The organism is Olivibacter sp. LS-1, assembly GCF_008245145.1.
Lineage (GTDB): Bacteria > Bacteroidota > Bacteroidia > Sphingobacteriales > Sphingobacteriaceae > Olivibacter > Olivibacter oleidegradans.
In genome coordinates this window covers 2126396-2146819 of the sequence record NZ_CP041643.1, presented here as the reverse complement: position 1 = coordinate 2146819, position 20424 = coordinate 2126396, and the positions used below count along the sequence as shown (strand labels likewise).

Genomic DNA, 20424 nt, shown 5'->3' with positions numbered 1-20424 from the left:
TCATTTACTTAAGGGTTCAGCACTGAAGTCTTGAATATAATAAACCGCCTCTTTCACCGGATCTCCCGGATTTTTCAGGTCAAAGTCTTGGTCTGTTGGTGTATCCGCATCGGGGAAGCGCCTCACTTCACCCGTTCGAAAGGCCACACGACTAATACTAGCTACCGGCGCGAAAAATATTTTTGTTCCTTTCTGCTCACCATTGACAGCAACTGTATACGAGCGACTGCTTACATCCAGATTTAACTCAATTTGTAAAGCTTTCCCGTTTTCATACGTACTGAGCTTTGAATCCCGATAACCTGCTTTGATTTTTAAGAGGCTATCCTTGTCCAATATCAAACGTACAGCGGCTTGCCCTTTTGCATCCATGCATTCTATATGGAGGAGTCCGTGATCAACCTGCTGTGGGACCAAGGTAAACTTTACCGATAACTTTTTGCTTTCAGGTACTACGCGTTCTGCCTTTGCATAATCATAAGGGTCTTTATCCCTTAAAGCCAAAACCTTGTTTCCATCAGCTGTTTTCTCCATCTTAACGGGCGCCCAAAGTGGACTATAAAGGTTCCAATCGTTTAATTCTTTACCATCCGTCATCCGGCTAAAGACTTCTTTGATCGGTTGCGTGACTTCGGAAGTAATCGGAACAGGGACACGGGCTACCCACATATCTTCCTTATTCATACTGTAAGACACCCACATGGCCTGCCCCGGGGGATTACCATTACCTTCCACAATTCCACGCACATACTGCGGACCATAGGATTTATAGTTGCCGCCATAGCGCATAGATGAAATCTCACCATTTACTAATAATAAGTCCTTATAGTGAAGACCATCATCACTAGTGGAAACCGCGAGTGGCCACCTAAATTCAGAAGGGTTGTACACCGTAGCATAGCGCCCATCTTCTGTGCGCTGGCCCCATATTTTGGCATTGCTGTTCACAAATCCCGGTGCGCGCAGCGGATCATACGCCCAGGTTTTACCTCCATCGGTGCTAATCGAAGTCAATGCATGCTTCCATAAGCCCACCACCTGCCCATTCGGAAGGTGGTAGTAATTGAATGCTTTAATAGCGCGTTTCAATGGAATTAAGGGGTCGTCCCGATCTGCTTCCTCTACCCATTGCTGCATCATCAGGGGCTGTGCCAACAGCTCTTCACAGGCTTTCACAAATCCTTTGTCCTTACTTTCGGTAAAAAACGGAAAGGCTGATAACTTTTTATCCCAGGAAGCATTATTACGGATAAAATGAATTGGACCGAAACGACCGTCTCGGTATATCTCACGAATCACCCGCCCGATGCCATTTCCGTCATTCGGATCATCCTTTGCATCCATGGCCACGCCGTAATAGCCTAACACGAATAAGCGATCGCTCTTTGACACATAAAAACCCATGCGCTGATGCATGATGGCGTAGAGGTCTTTGGCAACCTTATCATTTCCTTTCTTCTTCCAACCATCGGGTATTTTATAAGGCGGGAAGACTACCACGGGATCTGACCATTGATAACCATCCTTCGATGTCTGTAATAAACTTTCACTTGGTGGAATATGCTCACCAATGGGATCGCTCAAAAACTCCAAAAAGAATTGATTGTTCCAATAAGCAAGCATGGGTTGATGATTGTAGGTCCAGTTATGTCCTCCTGCCAATTCAGGGTGCTCTCTATTAGCTCTAAATACCTGAATATTGTGTACGCCAACGGCCGGACTTAACTGACCGTGATGGTAATCTACATTGGATAAGGTGGTGCCGATGTATTTTACTGTGTCCTGAGCGGCTGCCTTTCCTACTTGAAGTAGATAGGAGAGGCTAAATACTAATATTGTTGTTTTTAGTTTGAATATCATTTTATAGATTCTTTTATAAGCAATCATTATTACCAATGACGTGTACCTTTTTTTCATCATTTGTCAGTTTTTAAGGCATTCAAGCTTCTCGCCTACAGGCTCGAGGTTTCCGCAAAAAGGTACCAAAACCGACCAAAGGGAGCTCATGAACACCTTTTGAAACAAACACTTGTGAATAAACTCCCGGCTTGAAATCTCCTATGAAAACTTCTGCCATTCCTTAGCCTCTTCTATCCGGATATTTCTAGGCCGGATTTATCGCTGACGACCAGTGACTGCCTAGCAAAACCTTCTTAGGTAAACTTTCCGATAGTAATTTTCTTTTATGGCAATCGTTACACCTGAAAACGATATAGTTAAGATTGCTTCACTCCCACGTCATAACCAATCGCTTCGGTTTGCAAGGACGTACATAGTATCGTCACTGCGGGGAGGTACAACGAAAGCAGTCATATCATCCCTTCTTATTCCACTTCCTTTTTCAATCCCTTCAAAACGCCTTTGCTTGCTTTGAAAATGGTACCATGTTTATGCCCTTCAGGAATACTGACCTCGTCGTCGATCGCTTTAAATTGCTTAAAATCCTTTGTACTTACGGCTTTATATTTTTTATCACCATATGAATCGAAATAAATCAGATAATCTTCTCCTGCTTTAACCACACTCGGTCCTTCTGTTTTTTCACCTGAAAAGGGTTGGGAAACATCGTGATAAGGTCCTAAAGCTTTTTCAGCGAAAGCCACCTTTAAATTACGATTTGGCCTTGTATTATCTTTAAGCACCAGCACATAATCTTTCGGTTTTCTTTTGACAATCACGGCATCAATGACACTAAACCCAGGGTCAAGAAAGAGTTGTGCCTTCGTAAAGTTTTTAAAATCCTTTGTAGTGGTATAGTACATTCGGTGATTGTTTTTCTCTTCTTCCACGCCCTTCTCGAAACGATAAGGAATAGTGGAAGCCCATATAATGATGTACCGCTTTTCCTCATCATCATAAAACAATTCAGGTGCCCATACATTTACCGTTTCCGGCTCATGTTCCATAACCGGTATAAAGCGTTGTTCCGACCAATGGATCAAATCTTTCGATGCTGCATAACCGAAACCTTTGTCGCCTTTCCAGCTACAGGTCCAGACCAAATGAAACAGGCCATCCGGGCCTCGAACTATGGAGGGATCACGCATTACCTTTTGGGTACCCACCGTAGGTTTAAGAAATACATGGTTCAAATCTTTCCAGTGGTAAGCATCTTCACTATACAACAACCGTAATCCCGCATCCGCCGGCTCATGAAAAGAACTAAACATATATATATCTTTGGAGCAAGCGGAAAACAGTCCTATCAATATAGTCAGTATTACGTATTTAAACAGTCTCATGCTTTAAACTTTTAACCTTCGGCTACTCAAAACCTACAACTTATAACTTACAACTGGCAAAGCTAAATCGCCTCTAAAACCAATACCCAATCATTCCCCTCCTTCTTTCCGCCTGGTGCTTCAAAGCTTTGTCCATCTGTATTTTGTACCTCGCCAATTGCGGTATAGACACCTGTACGCGGATCGAACCAAGATGCTTTCAATTTGCCCGTTGATAATTTTACAGGATTAACCTTAATAGTTCCTCCATTATAGGTATAGATCAACGCATAATCTTTACCTCGGGTTGCGACTTTGTAATCGTAGCGTTCTCCATTTTCTGCCAATAATGATTGGTCGGGCACGCGATCTAAAAAGGATTTTGATAACATCAGTTCCTTTAAATAACGCATTTGTCCGGCTCCTGGATTCTTTATAGCATCTCTCCATAATTCTGTGGCACCGTAAGCTGCAGTTGAATCGTTATCGCTTTCGTTTAGAAACTGCATCACCGAGTTATTACCATAGGTAAAGCCGAAAGCACCGGAGAATACCGACCAGTAAGCATAACGACGTATATCTTTATCTGTCCATCTCGGTTCTTTCGGATCGTGCAGACCCTGCGGAATCCCCTCATAAGATGGTTCGCCATCTATTGTTGGTTTTGTAGGTGTTAGTTGATAATCACCTTTTACGAAACGCCAGTTATCCTCACCATAATGATTGGTTTCATTTGCAGAGGTGTCTTGGTCGTAGCGCCGATGGCCCGACTGGAACATATTGAAGTCAAGCCATGATTCTTGATGAAACCATTCAGATGAAGTAGTGCGCCCTCGAGGATGAAAGGTAATAAGGTGATTAGAATCGAGTTGATTTAAGGTATTTCCAATCGTTTTCCAAACGTCAATTGAATCACTTCCTTTCAAATCGCCCCCGTTTAACCAAATGATATTAGGTGCCGATGCATAGCGCTCGGCCAAGAAAGTAGCATAGGTTTTAGCCTGCTCGCTACTTACCCCGCCCTCTTTTACATTGGTGCCCCAAACCGGCACTAAAGCCAGGTATATGCTTTTTTCGGCCGCTTTTTTAACCGTGTAATCCACTAATTGCCAATAGGCTAGCTGGGTGCTATCTTGCCCGGTTGTATCTCCAATCGCTGGATTTGCTACATTCCCCATTATGAGGGCGGAATCGCCATACGTATTTTTAGCTTTCAATGTATGCAATAGCATCACTTGAATCACATTAAAGCCCTTCTCTTGCCGATCTTCTAAGTATCGGTCGATTTCCTCTTTGGTAAGCTTACTAAATAATAACCAGCCGGTATCTCCTAGCCAAAAGAAGGGCTTACCATCCTCCGTCACAATGTAACGCCCATTTTCAGACACTTTCAAACGTGGAAGAGAATCTTCTTTCTTCTGTTTGTTAGTACAACTCATAAAGCAGAAAAAGGCCAATATGAAAGCATAGTTGCTAAATTTTATCATAATATGTCGGTTGTTAAGCACGGTGTATCCACACAATGCTTTGGTTAGTATTTCTTAGTTGAATTCGTTGTTTTTTACCACTTTGTAAGTGTTGCTTTCCCTTAACCTTTCCAGTTACCGGATCGAGGTAAAGCACGATGTATCGCCCCTTACTGTTGGACAGATCGACTTCCAGTTCGTTTAAGCCGTCAGCGTAAATAATTCGCTCTCCAAATTCTCCTTGCAGCATATACATCCCTGCTTTTTCACTTGCTTGTGGCTTCATCTGTGAAGCAGCGGATAAAAAGCCGCTGGGTAGTGAGTTTGGAATGCTTGCCAATGAACCTCCTCCCATGAATACCGCCCAGCCATTACTTTCTGCGCCGTTTGCCGAATAGATCACTGCCTTATCAGGGTACTGTTCCCGATAAGTGGAAACAGCCTGATAAACTTGCTCGAAGGATGTTTTCTTCGGTTTGAACAACCTCGCCTGCTGTCGTGGTGCCAAATGCTGCCCCCCTTTGGGCTCATAAGTGCTACCATCGGCCTGTTTGTACCAATATCGGATGTCAATCACCTTGACGATTTTATTACGCTTTGCATCGGCCAATATCGCATCCTGTACATCTTTCGTAGTGCTCAGCCCGATTAGCGCCTGCTGCTTGTTTTCTATTTCCCACTCCTCAATGACATCCAGCCAAAATTGAACGAAATGCAACGGTCCGGTATACTCTGCGCCCGTTAACTGCAGTACGCCTTTATTTTCCTTGAAATTATTTAGACACTGCCTGATATAGGCACGGTGGATAGCCGCCCGATGTTGATTACTAACATCATAAAATTGGGCATCCATAAAAATCCGCTTGTCGCCGGCATAGGGTGGAGGTTCAGGAAAACCTGTTTGGTTAATATTATTTGCTGTACGCCATGGAAAATCAGCATAATGGGCGCCCGCTTCAATAATATTATGCTGGAAATAGTTTTGATGAACGAGCAAGATGTCCTGTGCTTCTGCGAGGTTGGCGAAAGTTTTTAATCTCGACCAGTACCACTTATTATATTTAGTTAAATCATACTTACTTAAACCATCCCAAGCGAGTCCTTCACCGCTTCTGGCAAAGGGTAATTCGTAAAACGGAGGCCATACATCGCCGTCCATACGACGTATACGTTCATGATCATCTCTTCTCCGATCGTACCAAAGCCCATAATTATGTTCAAACGCAACAACCTGCTGATTCTTCAAGGTGTCGACAACGCCCTTTAAATTATCCGTCAGGCCATTTCCTACCTGTCCGGGAACAAAACGGGTGATATGTGGGCGGGCTTTTTCCAGCCCGTAGCGCCGTGCACTGCCGTTCCACCATTGCACATCCTGCCGCTTTCCGGTTAGTACACCTTTTTTACCTACAAGCCAACCATTTTCTATATGTATAGTCGACGGCGATGAAGTAATTGAATTTTCGGCTTTCGGTGAAACCGCAATAATCAGCTTGGCTTCTTTGGACTTTAAAGATATAGGGGTGCGTTCACTAGCTTGATCAATAAATTGACTCAATGTCAGTTTGGGCTTGCCAGCTAATTGGGTTAACTCCTCGGCAACTTCTACCGAGGGACTGCTGGATGCCTCCGTTTCTTCGGGCATTAAAATTGCTCGTCCGACAGCACGATCATCCAACCGTTGACTTAACTGCGCATAATACAAACTGTAGGGTTTAATATGCTCATTAGATTGTTCCCAATAAGCATTCCCGACAAATTGTGCCCAAGTTCCAAAAGCCCAATTTTGAGCCGTCGGAGGTTGATAACATTCTACGCGAGCAGCCGAACATTGCCAAAACACGCTATTCGCGGCCGCCCAGCCGGCCCCATTCCCGTCCTGTTCCAAATTGGAAAAACGCAGGGCTTGACCGTCAATATTCATACAATCGAACAAGTTCCCAGATGACCAACTATCAACCGCTCCGCTAAAACTGAAAGGGTGTACTGCTTGGCATTGCACAAAGGCGTTAGGCCCTGCCGCCATGAAGCCTACTGCATAATCGTGATAACCATGTTCAGCATAGAGGCGTTGAAATAGGGTTTGTTGCCCATTGGTAAAAAAAGTATTTCTACGCTGCCCGCCGATCTCTGATATAGGGTCTGTCGATTTACAATCCTCTACGGTTATCCGTTTACCTGTTTCTGCTACATAAACTGCTGAGCCTGCAAAATGTTTAAAATTGACTTGCCGAACCCAAGCATCCTCTACGTTTTCCATTGTTATGGCCGTCCATCGGTGATCTTCATCTTTAGGATTGGAAGCTTCAAAGCTCGACTCCAAACTTATATTTTCAATACCGATTTGCCCAATTCGTCCCTTCCATTGATAGACACTAACTGCTGCTGTATCATAGCGATGATCCAGCGCCGTCGTAATAGGCGCATCAATGTAAATTTTGTTTCCTTCAACTTTTGTAATCTTCCGGTCCCAATAGATATCCCGCTGCCCGGGTTTCCATCCCAGGGATGTAATACCACCTCCAAAATGATCAGTCCCTAGGGTTTTAATCCAAGCCGCTGACGAGCGCCTATGAATGGTGATTCCATCGCCCGGTTTAAGAGACTTACTATTTGTCACCTCGAATGCCATGGCATTCACGGGTACATATTTCGTTTTAATTTTCTGTGTATGGCTTTGCGTACTATCCATTACTCCGACAATTCGGATCAAGGTTTCCCGACTTATACCGGTGCCAATCAATACGGTTCCATTCTCCGTTGCGCCACTGCCACGTAAGACGATGCCCGAAGCGGGAATCACCAAACTGCCATCAATTTGATAAGTACCTTTTTCAAGCAATATAGCACCTCGAAATCCATTTTGATCAAGCGGCAATTGAGCAACGTAGTTTATGGCCGACTGGATAGTAGCCGTTGCATCGGACGTTTGATGTTTAACCAAGGCCTTTGCTTCCACCAAAGGGATCGCTTCCTCCCCTCCTTTATATCCACTGTAGGAAAAATCAGGAATACGATTGCCCAAACTATCTGCCGTATATACTAATTGATTGCTTTCCCATTTCAACGGCGAATCGAGTACGTCTTGGGCATAAAGCGTGTTACCCTTACCTAAGCAGAGCGCAAAGGTAAGGGACCACACTAACCAACTACTAAAACCACAATAAACCATATTAAACCAATCGCAACCAGCGATAATCTTAATTCTTTGCTAAAACCGGCTTCACCGTCTTTACATCTACCAGGCTATTCAAATAATTCTCAATATTCGTATAACCATTATCCGTATATTTCGATGCGTCACTTGGATCATTGGGATTTAAACCATTCTTTTTTTCCCACTCGTCCGGCATCCCATCCTTATCACTATCCTTATAAGGCGTCCCTTTGTACTCAGGATAGCCCCCTACCTGACTAATATCGGTAATAATACCTTGTTTATAGGAGTCAATTGGCAATCGACGATGTTCAAATTGCGTTTCAGGCAATTTTACATCTTTTAAATAGTTTATCTTTCCTGTTCTAACCTGCTCTATAACGCGTGTATCCACCGGATCTCTTTTTGGAAGTGTCGCACCGACATTGTCAAGCACATAATTATAAGCTTCCTTAGTAGGCAGAATGCTGATTTTAGCCATAGGAAGCGGTTTGTCGTACTTCATTTTGGCAAAATAGGTCTTGGCAGTTTCCAAACTCATTTCATTTCCATCTTTTCCTTCAATTTGTACGCCGCCATCCCAATTATCTTTGGTAACACGTTCATTCCCTTCAACAATATTTCCGGCTACATGCAATCTACCGAATACTACGTAAGGCAATTTGCTTCTACCCGATTCCGGTTTAATGATGCGATAGCCCACCGGCGAGTCCTTCGGTGTGAGTGGACCGGGCTTGTAATAATTATTGATAATGTTATACATGGCCTTATAATCGCCCCCATCCGTTGAACGATGCACCCAGTTGAATACTACATTATTAGCAAAATTGAAAACACCATTCCAGCCAATGGAAGGATTTCTACCTGCATTATCTGCCCATAAATTCCGCATAAACGTACAATTTTCGCCACCTAGGGTACTACCAAAAGCATGGTTCCAGGTGTCTAAAGCTTCTGAGAAAATTGAGTTTTGAATGGTAATATTTACGGTTCCAAGCTTTTCCTCCATCGCTTTCCCGGTACTATCATTATACATGTGGCGATACATCGACATGTTTTCATCCAATCCCCAACTCGCTGAAACATGGTCAACCATAATATTGCCAATCGGATTGCCGCCAATGGCATCGTCTCTTCGTCCAACCCATGTTTCGCCTCTGCGGAAACGCATAAAACGGATAATTACATCATGCGTATTAATCCAAACAGACTCCCCGGCGACACAAACCCCGTCTCCTGGCGCAGATTGACCTGCGATGGTGATATACGGAGCGCGAATAATCAAAGGTGTTTTTAAACGAATAATTCCTGCAACATTAAATACGACGATGCGTGCCCCACCTTGTTCGCAAGCCTCCCGCAATGTACCGGGGCCACTGTCTGCTAAGCTCGTAACTACAATTACTTTTCCACCGCGACCACCAAAAGAATAGGCTCCGCCGCCCTCAGCACCGGGAAATGCCGGAATATCGGCCTGTGGCAAATCAATGGCCTTCGATGCCCAAGGCACATAGGGTTTCCCGTTTTTTGCTTCTTCTTCAATAATAGGCAGGGCTTTTTGCCAAGCAATTTCAGATTGCCATGCTGCGGCCTTCATCATCGAGTCACTCTTCCGCTTGACATCTTGTGGTATTTTTGGGTATTGGGCATATGTTGTTGCAACGATCCCAATAAAAAAGGGTAGCACTAAAAAAAACTTCTTCATTAGTTTATAGCATTTACTTAAAGGTTAGCTTTTGTTTACCCTACCCGAAAGTAAGGAACCTTGGTTAAATATACAGTATCAAATATCGTCAAGATGACACGAAATATTCTATAGTATATTGACGCGATATTATACAATATTATCTTTCACGAATTTATTACATACAGAAGGACATTTTTCAATTATTTAGTTGTTATTGCAATCAAGGCTTTAAAAATCGGCAGATAACGCTACTTTTCTGCTAATAGATCTAGTCAATATCCTATGCTCATTTCGCCGTCTATCATCTAAAAACAAAAAAGCGACACAATCATTAAGATTGTGCCGCGTATCACCAAAAATTAAACTAATGTATTACAAAAAAGAAGAAACTTATTATCAGTCGTTTTGATGCATTTTAATAACCGGCATCTATTTGAATAAGCGGTTCATCACCAATAACAACATTGTATAGGGTAAGATCCCTAGAAGAGGTTATTCCCTGCCGCACTATTTCGCCACCATTATAAACAAGAATATCAAAATTCTCACTACCAAAGTATGGACAGTCAAAATTAACGGTATAGGTTCCCTTTGGGAGCATCCCTATAACGCCCGAATCAAAGGTGTCATCATTTGTTTCGAAAGTATAAGTGTCACTGCCACTTGTGAATGTAATAATCCAATTGTTGAAATTACCTGTGTAGGGCAAAATAATAGGAATCTCTACGTTCTGCGCGTAACTACTCTTAAAACTAGCGAGTAAAATAAAGCTAAATATTACCAACCCTCTCACCATTTGTTGCTTTTTCATATTTATTTAATAAAAGGTTAAACATAACATTCAATTACAGTTTATTGCTGATAGTCATAAGTACCACTAGCCCCGGAATAATCCAACCAGCCTTTTGTCTGCGCCAGCCAAGAGTTGTTACTCAACACCGTTGCCGAAAGCCCGGATAGGTAATAGTTGGGACGGAATAGGATGGTAACGGGTGCATTGTTTACGCGATCCCATTCTTGGTCTAATGGTGTCATCACAAAGTAGTTTTGATAAATTGCCTTTAGCTTGGCGATTTCTTCATTAAAGTTCGCAGCATCAGGATCAATCAGGATGTTTCTATCGGCATTGGTCAGCGGATCCCTACCAAAGGTTTTTGATTGCCAGTAATAGCCTGTACGTTTCGTACCATTTATCGGGCTCAAGCCTAGCTTCTGTACCGAATTGCCACTTTCCTGGATATTATCATAAAGCATCCAACGTTGTATATCCCAAAAGCGCTTTCCTTCATAAGCCAGTTCTACCCTTCGTTCGTATAAACATGCCTCCAAAGCAGCGTATTTAGAGGTCGGCATGCCTATTCCGTAATTATTCGCCGAGGGAATACCAACCCGTTGACGAATTTTGGTCAGGTAGTTCACCGCGTTTCCAATCTCTCCTCGAGCAGCATAACATTCTGCTATATTAAGCAACAGCTCCGCATAACGATACTCAAAGATATCCGTACCGGAAAAAGCAAAGCCGGTGCTATCTGCCGCAGGATCGGACATTTTGCGAACTAGTGCAGGGCTATTGGTTTGGTCATTCGCATAATAGGTCACCTTGGTAGATGTTTCATTGTCTTTCCATCTATAGAACCAGGTCGATTTATTTTCGTTACCCTTAATTCCCCATTTTGATCCGGAGAAAGCGAATGTTCGATAGAACCGAGGGTCTCTGTTTACAAAGAAGAAGGTGTCTACATAATTGTCGGCATTAGGACGCGAACCATCGGCCATTGGAAAAAGATCGAGCATCTCTTTGGGCGCAGCCAGACCTCCACCTCCTCGATAAGAAGCTGGACGAACCTGATTTTCCCATCCGTTATTATAGCCCGCGGAACCGGTGGAAGTATTTGATAGTAAAAAAACCATCAATGCCTCCGGATTAAACGAATTGTCATTTCTAAAGGTCATTTCCGCCCAATCCTTTGCATTTGAACCAAATAATCCATAGCCTGCGCCGGTCAATTTTGTTTCTGCATCCAGGCTGGCTTCCAAGGCCTTTTGCCAACGTTCATTAGCTGGGTTATCCCAATCTTTATTAAACAATGGGCTGGCAGCCGTCAATAGAACACGACTTTTCATAGCCAGTGCACCTGCTGCGGTAAGTCGCCCATAGTTGTTTGCTTCGCCGTCCCATCGCATCGGCAACAGTGCGGCCGCCGAATCCAAGTCCTTCACGATTTGCTCAAAACATGCCGACGAGGTAGCTCTTGGCTCTCGAATGGTTTCATCAGTAGCACTATTTTCTTGGACAGTAGTTACCAAAGGTACACCTCCATAAACCCTAACAAGATCGAAGTACTGTAGGGCCCTTAAGAAATACATCTGTCCTTTGGCGGATCTTTTAAAGGAGTCTGACAGTCCTTGCCCCGACTGGTCGATTCTGCCGATCAGGAAGTTTGCAAATCGTATGCGAGTGTAGGGATTATTCTGTACACTGGCCGTTACCGAGTTACCATAATAGCCGTCGGCTTGTGAGGCTAATTGTAAAGTCTTAGTCGGATTGATATAGTCGCCCACCGTGCCTCCTATTTCTTCTGTCATTCTTGACCGATCGTCTTTATACAATCCAACTACCTGCTGTAGCGGGTTTCGGTAACTCACAAAATAATAGTTATACATCCGGTCGATATACCAACCTGTTTGGAGTTCGTTCTCAAAAATACTGTCGTCGTATTTATCGTAACTTTTCATTTCCTCCAAAAAATCTTTCTTGCATCCGACTATTGTAAGTACGGTCATTGCAAAAATCAATATCTTCTTGTTCATGATGATCAAATAATGGTGTGTTATAAGCCTAAATTTATACCCAAAGACCAAGTTCGTAATGTTGGATAACCCAAGCCCGGTGAATCATACATATTACGGTATTTGTTCGGGTAGGGGTTATATAAATCCCAAAGATTGTTTCCCGAAAGAAAAATCCGTACATTATCTACCTTTGCCTTTGTCAGCCACTTCTTTGGCAGGGTATAGCCGATGCTCAAATTACGGACAAACATTCTAAATGTAGGAAGCAAGAAGAAGTCGGAATTTGTTCCACCGAAATCATCGTAATAGGCAATATTGGGATATTTACCATTCGGATTCGTTTCCGGATCGTACATATCGGTCAGATAAATGGACTGCGACCACAACGCGTTTGTGCTGCTGGTACCCTGCTTGACATAATCCAAGTAGTTGGCTCCTCCCCAGGAGGTTGAAATTTGGGCTTGAAACGAAATACCTTTCCATCCCGCAGTCAAATTGGTGGTGATGCCATAAGTCATGTTTGACTTTTTCAGAATTTCCCAATCTTGTCCGGAATCTTTTTCTATGACGCCATTTGGACCGCCGTAGGTCTGTGTACTTTCATCCAATGCACCTCGAACATCCTCATACACCAGCATTCCCTTTCTCATCTGCGATTTATCGGTAATACCCATAAAATTAGGTTCAGCCCCTTCAATACCCGAATTATTCGCATTTTCCGTCAAATAGTTCCAATAGGCATCAATGTCTGCATCGGTACGTAACATACCGTCGCCTCCGGATGTGTGCTTCCATGTTTTATATCCCCAAACAGGATTGCCATATCCGGTATTACCCACGGCGCGCCGCGTAGTCATTTCAGAGGGATAATCAAATGGTTGATCGAAGTATCGCGTGGTCTTGTAATTACCTAAACCGAAGTTCATACCTACGGAGTAGTTCACCTCATTGACATGGCTCTTCCAGGTAACCGATACTTCGGTTCCCCAAGCCTTTACACCTGCGTAGTTCTGTTCAGCAAAGGCCCCTCCCACAGAGATAGGTACTCCGATGGCTCCGGACATATCCGTTAACATGTCGGTAGTCGTATTGTAATAACCATCAAGAGACATGCTAAGTTGTGACTTCAGGAAAGACATGTCTAAACCAAGATTGCGCTGCACGGTGCGGTCCCAACGAAGGTCCCGATTAGGGTCAGCATCCGGTGTTATACCGATCGTATACATCCCACCGTTACTTCCAAAGGCCATTCCTTTATCGGTCGCTGCAGTATATAAGCGAGTCCATTTCCATGGATTTACATTGTTATTTCCGGTAATCCCGACAGAAGCGCGCACCTTCAAATAATTCATCCAGGCAACATGTTCTGTGAACCAATTCTCATCCGATACAACCCAACCTGCAGAAACGCCAGGGAAGAAGCCCCAGTAATTCTCGGGTGCAAACTTTGTGGAAGCATCGGTACGAAATACAAATTGTAAAAGATATCGGCTCTTATAGCTATAATTAACACGTCCCAAATAAGAAAGTGTTCCACTTTCTGTACGATAGGTGATGCTGTTAGACGTGTTTAAGGTTCCGGCAGATATAGAAGTCCCGTTATATACTCCTCTCGTTGGGTTATCGTAAATCTGGTACCGGTCTTCCCATCCGGCGGTTGTTTTTTCAACGCTGAACATGGCACCAATATCATGGTCGCCAAATTTTTGGTTATAATTGGCAAAGAAGTTCAGCTGTTCATTCTTGGAAGTTGTGTTGTCATAAGTAACGCGGGAATTGGCCCGATTAAGTACCGGATCATCCCATTGAGTGGTGCTAGAGTATAAATGGTTATCTGCCGTATTAATGTTACGAGCCCGTGCTAACAATAGCGGCATCTGAACCTGCTCTGTATTGCCTGACGATTGAATAATTCCATAATTAAATTTGAACGAGAGTCCTTTTAGGAAAGGCACATCGTATTGCAAAGAGAAATTGGCATTATAATTAAAATCCTTATTGGTGGTCTTGGAACCATTATTCAACATATCATAATAGTTCCAATTACTTAGGGAATTATTGCCCGATACATTTCCCAACTTATTGGGCCCTAACGCAGGAGAGACATACTGGTCGACGCCGTTTATATTATACATCCACGGAATGTATTTAGGCATATGCAGTAATACGCTATAATCATTCTGTTCACCACCGACAGCATATCCGTCGCTAAAATTGATCTTTGTAAAGGAGCGCTCCAAATTGGTATTAGCCGCAGCTATCGTAGCGCTCAAGCGCAGGTCACTTGCTACCTTCACTTCGGTACCCGCCCTGAAAGTCCACCTATTAAAGTCCTGCGATCCCAGATTGGCACCCTGTGTATAGTAAGAAGCACCTGTATAATAGGTTGCTTTTTCAGAACCTCCGCTAACGTCCAATGAGTGCTGCATGGTATGGGCAGCCCGCCAGTCGTTCGCTAACCAATCGTAATTCAGTGATTCCATTTGCGACAGTTCTGCCGCTGAATAGAAATAATTGTCGTTCCAACCGAGCGCCCTGCCAAACTTATTGGCAAATTCCCCATATTGCCGAGCGTTCATTACTTTCTCATGGCTTACGGCATCGTTTGTTTGAAACTTAGCGCTATAGGAAATCCGCGGCGCGCCCACTTGGCCTCTTTTTGTCTTTACAACAATGGCCCCTTGGGATGCACGGGAGCCATAGATGGCAGCGCTGGCGTCTTTTAATACCGTTATACTTTCAATTTCTGAAACATCGAGCATATTGAACCTTTCCATAGAAGGCTTGCCATTTTGCGGATCCACCTGAATCACATCGTCAATGATGATCAATGGATAGTCATTTCCGCCATCTTTGCCCCAATTAAATTGTTGCCGGACACTTAAGGTAGCCATGGCTCCCGGTCGGGTACTACCTCCCGTAACATTCAATCCAGGAACCTGCCCTCTTAGTGATTCAGAAACTGAGGCAACGGGTATATCAGCAAGTTTCTTAACGTCCACTGAAACGATCGCCCCGGTCACATCTTTAGCTCGCTGCGAACCGTACCCTACTACAACTACTTCATCTAATGCGCTATTATCTTCCTGTAGAATGACTTCGATTGAGCGCTGGCCACCCAACGCCACTTCCTTCGATTTGTATCCCACATAACTGAAAATCAAAACTTCATTCCCTGTGGGTAAGTTCATTCGAAAAACACCGTTCTGGTCAGTCGTGCTAGTAGTTTTGCTCCCCTTTAACTTGATGCTTACACCGGGAAGAGGCTCTCCCTTTTCATTTTTTACGGTTCCCTGAATGTTGATCCGTGCTGCCGTCGCGCTATTTGCGACCTTAGACGTCTTTGCTGTTGATGCACCCCACGATTTTGATATAGTTAAGATGCTACAACCTACCAGCGCCCACAAAACAAATTTGCTCGCGGCAATAACTGTTTTTTTTAATAGTACGTTCATAAGGTTTGGTTATGTATTTTCGGTTAGTTTAAGGCGAAATCAGTTTAAACCTAATTTCGTTGGCTCTGTTGTTTTTCTTTTAGTTTTTTCTCCCATACTTGTCTGGCAATCTTGGTCTCCACGCCTTCCTTTGATAAATAGTTATTGATTTTCCCCTTGTATTTACCAAACCAAGCATGCTTGGCTTCTGATGAACCTGCATCCATTGCCTTTTCCCTTGCTTCGGTAAGATAGCTGAGAATCTGTGCTTTTTGCGTTTCCGTTAAACTGGGAAGCATATCAAGATAGCCTTTATAGGTAATCGGTAACACATTATAGGTCATCTCATTTTTTACCTGCTCAATCTGTTCTTCATTGAGCTCCTTCCCCAAACGCTTCAGGTACTTTCCGTGAAGTTTGGCTAGTTTTGCTTGGGCAATCTCGTAAGCTTTCTCTGATTGCAGTTTAGCATCTTCTTTCGCTAAACTTGCCTTATAGGATTGCTCTTTCTGTTCCAATTCAGTATGAATCGTATTTAAATCGCGATATTGCCGTACAATAATCGTCCGAACCGCCAAACGTTTCGCGTCCTTTAAATTCAGTTTGTCAACAATCTTCTGTGCTCTTTTGGTAATAACTTGGGTATAGTCGTCTTGTTCAAAAGCATACAGCTTTGGCAATAGGATCACCAAGAACAGCATGATAACCGAGCATATTCTGAGACATTTTTTAGAATCATTCATGGTAATATATTTGGTTAAAGTCCAAAAAACAGTAGTGTTATTATGACATTTTTTATACAAGGAAAAAATTATTCACTCTCCCTTTTACTGTTAATTTTGTGGAACAGATCTATAATTTGTACTATTTCCTTATGGTTAGTAATGCAAATATCAACGCTTACCTGTGTAATTTTTTAGCGATTATTATCTACTTATTATAGGATGTTAGCATAGCTTGAGATCCAAAATCACCGGAATCGATTGCGGAAAAAAGGACTTAATAAAAGCATCAAAATGTACTCGTTATTGAATGTCAAGATTTGAAATAACTAAACCGTTCGATTGAGGCAGTGTCAGCGTTACAACATACTGCCCTGCATTGATCATGGTAGCGGTATTGCTGTATGAATAACTCCACTTCCCAGCACGTGAAGGGGTAAAAAGCGTATTTTCTTCGTGCAATAGGCTCCCATCTAACGTTCGTAGCGTCAATTTCCCCTTTATGGGCTGCTTTAGGTTGTTGGCATACCTCAAGGTGATACTATAGGTATCGGCTACGCCCGTCTTGATCGTCCAATCAATCTGAGCGGGTCCGTTCGCAGGGAGTTTGATCGCCTCCTTTTCCAAATAACGGATAGCTGTTGTTCCACGGGAACGCGTTGCGGTGCTAGGCTTATAGGTTATTGACGTTTTCAGATCATGTGCTGATTGGAGCTTACTTACCGGTACAACCATTACGGGCGCTAATGGCAGATTATTTTTTCCAAACGAAAGATGCACAAAGCTATTCTCCTTAAAACGTTTTCGGTAGATTTTCCAGATTGACGGGGTAGGTCCTCCGCTTGCTATTTTCATTTGTGTATCTTCATAATCCGCTAAGCTATTGTAAACGTTACGGTTATCTTTTGGCAGCAGAACATATACGTCAGCATCCTTCGATACATTAAAGGAAAGCGACTTTTGTTGGCCCGTCAGATTGGCAGGAAAGCGCAGCCAGGTAGCGCCAAATAGCGCTGGCGGAATTACCGTAAAATAGTCGGTTTTTCCGGAAAAGACTTCGTCTCCGATGTCAAGCCAAGTTGATGGCGACAAATCTACGGAATCAGGATCAAATCTTGCTTGCTGAATAAGAAGTGGTGAAGGTGCAGCTGCTTTTATTTTTTCCTTCGCAGCGATGGCGATAGCTGAAACCAACGCCTGACCAGCTGCTACCCTTGGAAAGTTAATGACAATGCGTCCGTTCTTTGCTTTTGCAGCATACGTTCTCTTCAATACCTGGTCATGCCCTACTTCGTTCCATATATCAACATGGCTATCCACAATAGCACCATTGATGGCGATATCGAATAAACGCCATCCTTTGCAATCCATCCCTCCTCCGGTGCCAAACCAAGGTTCGATAAAATACAGTTCCACTAGGTAATCCCCGTCCGGCACGGGAAATTGAAAACCCAATTTGTCTTTCCCGTATCGAAAGGTTTGCAGAAGCGACCAATTGCCGGTCCCCTTTATGGGGTCAAAAGTACGCCGCTGACTTGCAAAAGTTGCAGGCAAATTATCAAAACCGTTGGTCCAGGAAGAAGATCCCCAACTGTCATCAGCCGTTAATGGGCGGTCAGCTTCCCAAACATGTCCTTGTTGGTCTACATACCTTGGTCCCCCGCAGTTTACTCGGTAAATATATTTGTACCCGTTCGTGTCTTTTACTTTTTCATCATCTGTATACAAGCGATTAAAGGCGGGCGCTTGCGGTAAGCCCTGTAAAACAATGAGATCTTCCGCAACTACTTTATCTTTTACATAAGCCTTTGCATGCAATACATTAAACATAATCGGCACCTTATTCCACACAAATGGCTTGCCCATTCCCTCCCTTTTCTTTCTTCCTAGTGACGATCCGTTCACATCATTAAAAAGTTCAACTTCGTCACAATTCGAATAAACAGTGATGTCATTTTTTTCTCCGGGACTTTCCCAACGATTGGGCCAGGTATGCGAAACAATATAGACCATCGGCGACTTTCGCGGATCTACAAAGTTTGCCCGATACATATAATAAGCATCTGTAGGTTCATCCCAGGGCGTGAAGAGCCCTTTGTAGTTTACGGGGCCAATACGATCTAGCTCTCGGATTCCTTCGCCTCCCTGCACTCTACCGGGATTATCGTGGGAATTGAATAGCCAAAAGAAATGACCCGCAACACTGTCCTTCACCTTATCGGCAAGTCTTACTTTGGTTTCCATTAACTCACGCATTCGGTCTTCTGTATTGGCGCTCGTTTTCGTAAACGGTTTTTCGGCATGAAAGTCGATGGTACGCCAGGCACCATATTCCCCTACTAAAATTTGCCTTTTTAAATCTTGGTCGTACACCTCGGGATCACCACCATAAGTTCCGGTCCAATTTTGGGGCACATCCCAATCCGTTCCACTTCCACCGTTACAGGTAGTTACCTTTCTTTGCGAAGAGGTAGTAGGGTCTAAATTCCGGATCAGTTCGGTACATTCCCGAGCAAAGGCTTCCGGTAATGTACTTTCGTTTTCCAGGCCCCACAAAATTACAGACGGACTATTTCTCCGCTCGATAACCCAGTCGGTGAGTAACTTTTTAAAATTCGCCTTAAATGAATCGTTGTTAAACCAAATATGTGCCGCCATTTGGGTCCAACTCAGTATCCCCAAACGATCCCAGTGTTCCTGATAACGCAGATTATGTGGTTGGTGCGCGTCCCGAAAAGCATTGAAGCCCCCCGCTAGGATTTGATTAACACGGGCATCTATTTGTTCATTGCTGAAAGCATGACTTCCCCCCAACATGTGTTCATACTCAGCGATTCCATTAATAAAAAAAGGCTTACCATTAATAAAAAAACGTTTATCACTTCCTTTTCGATCTATTGGCCAGCTTATCCAGCGAATGCCATAAGGTGTTTCCACCTGATCCACAACTTTACCATCGATACTTATTTGTGAGGTAATCGTATAGAGATAAGGATCTTGGGGCGACCATAGACGGACGAAGTTCTTCAGCTCAAGTTGTTGCCGGATTTCTTCGGTGCTCTCACCGGCAATTGTTCTTTGTTGACGCTCTTCTGCAATTACATTTCCTCCCTGATCTTTTATCTGTTGCATAATCACTGCGTTTTTTGCTTCCACACCATAATTTTTAAAGCTCGTGTTTAAAAACAGCTTCGCGTATTTGGAAGTAACGGTGGTATCATTCCATATATGCACACCAAAAGGTTCAATGCGAACGGGATCTGTTACATATAAATGCACCGGTCTAAAGATTCCCAAGGGTTGCGAGCCCTCGGAGAAGCCACGTTCTTCCGAGCAGCCACCACATACCCATGGCAAATCCCGTATAGCAGCCGGATGGTCTGCTCTTACAGCAAGAATATTATCTTTGTCAAATCGCACTGCGTCTGTGATGTCTAATGTAAAGGTAGTGCGGCCACCTGCGTGATATCCTATTTTCTTACCATTTAACCATACCGTTGCGTAAGCTCCCACGCCCTCAAAATAAAGAAAATAACGCTTATCCTTACCTTCGTTTTCAACTCGAAACTTTTTTCTATACCAAGCATAACCATGTGTATTGCCATGAAGTAGTCGGCGATAACCGGCATAAGTATCCCAATTATGTGGCACCTGCACAGAAAGCCAATCTACCGAGTTATATCCGTCTTTTTCAAAGCCGCTAAAGGCCAACGAATCGGTTTCATGCATGGTACTCACCCAATTATCCGTTAAGTCATACTGCTTACGCGGCTCTTGCGCAAGCGCATATAAGTTAAAGCATATACCTATCCAGAAAAGTCCCAGTCTAATCTTTTGCATTGTTAAAATCGTTTCATGATTTGGCGAACTCTACATTGGTTCTTTGCAAAGAGACACGTCGGCAGGCTTAGATCGCTAAGCCTGTGACGGTCTTCACCAACATT

10 protein-coding genes are annotated in these 20424 nt (G+C 43.5%); all 10 read right to left on the bottom strand.

Annotated elements, in window-relative coordinates:
- Positions 1-1920: an exo-alpha-sialidase gene (locus FKG96_RS08585; RefSeq protein ID WP_246860255.1), complete on the bottom strand. Its 1920-nt coding sequence runs from the start codon at positions 1918-1920 to the stop codon at positions 1-3.
- 404 nt (positions 1921-2324) lie between these two features.
- Positions 2325-3170 carry a glycoside hydrolase family 43 protein gene (locus FKG96_RS08580; RefSeq protein ID WP_246860254.1) on the bottom strand — a complete coding sequence of 282 codons (846 nt, stop codon included), beginning with the start codon at positions 3168-3170 and terminating at the stop codon, positions 2325-2327.
- A 134-nt stretch (positions 3171-3304) separates the two neighbouring features.
- The gene (locus FKG96_RS08575) at positions 3305-4708 is read right to left on the bottom strand and encodes a glycoside hydrolase family 140 protein (protein ID WP_242627212.1); all 1404 of its coding nucleotides are present in this window, start codon (positions 4706-4708) and stop codon (positions 3305-3307) included.
- A gap of 13 nt (positions 4709-4721) precedes the next feature.
- Entirely contained in the window at positions 4722-7829 is a 3108-nt protein-coding gene (locus tag FKG96_RS08570; RefSeq protein ID WP_242627211.1) for a DUF6298 domain-containing protein, read from the bottom strand.
- A 58-nt stretch (positions 7830-7887) separates the two neighbouring features.
- Positions 7888-9549 carry a polysaccharide lyase gene (locus FKG96_RS08565; protein WP_013665585.1) on the bottom strand — a complete coding sequence of 554 codons (1662 nt, stop codon included), beginning with the start codon at positions 9547-9549 and terminating at the stop codon, positions 7888-7890.
- Positions 9550-9946: 397 nt separating this feature from the next.
- Positions 9947-10342, bottom strand: a complete 396-nt coding sequence (locus FKG96_RS08560; protein ID WP_013665584.1) for a hypothetical protein — start codon at positions 10340-10342, stop codon at positions 9947-9949.
- Between the two features lie 41 nt (positions 10343-10383).
- Positions 10384-12342 (bottom strand): RagB/SusD family nutrient uptake outer membrane protein, encoded by a 1959-nt coding sequence (locus tag FKG96_RS08555; RefSeq protein ID WP_130856429.1) that lies wholly within the window; start codon positions 12340-12342, stop codon positions 10384-10386.
- A gap of 20 nt (positions 12343-12362) precedes the next feature.
- Entirely contained in the window at positions 12363-15779 is a 3417-nt protein-coding gene (locus tag FKG96_RS08550) for a SusC/RagA family TonB-linked outer membrane protein (RefSeq protein ID WP_130856428.1), read from the bottom strand.
- A gap of 50 nt (positions 15780-15829) precedes the next feature.
- Complete coding sequence (locus FKG96_RS08545; RefSeq protein WP_130856427.1) at positions 15830-16501, bottom strand: DUF3826 domain-containing protein; 672 nt, start codon at positions 16499-16501, stop codon at positions 15830-15832.
- Positions 16502-16783: 282 nt separating this feature from the next.
- On the bottom strand, positions 16784-20320 hold the full coding sequence (locus FKG96_RS08540) for a malectin domain-containing carbohydrate-binding protein (RefSeq protein WP_130856426.1): 3537 nt from the start codon (positions 20318-20320) through the stop codon (positions 16784-16786).
- Positions 20321-20424 lie beyond the last annotated feature (104 nt).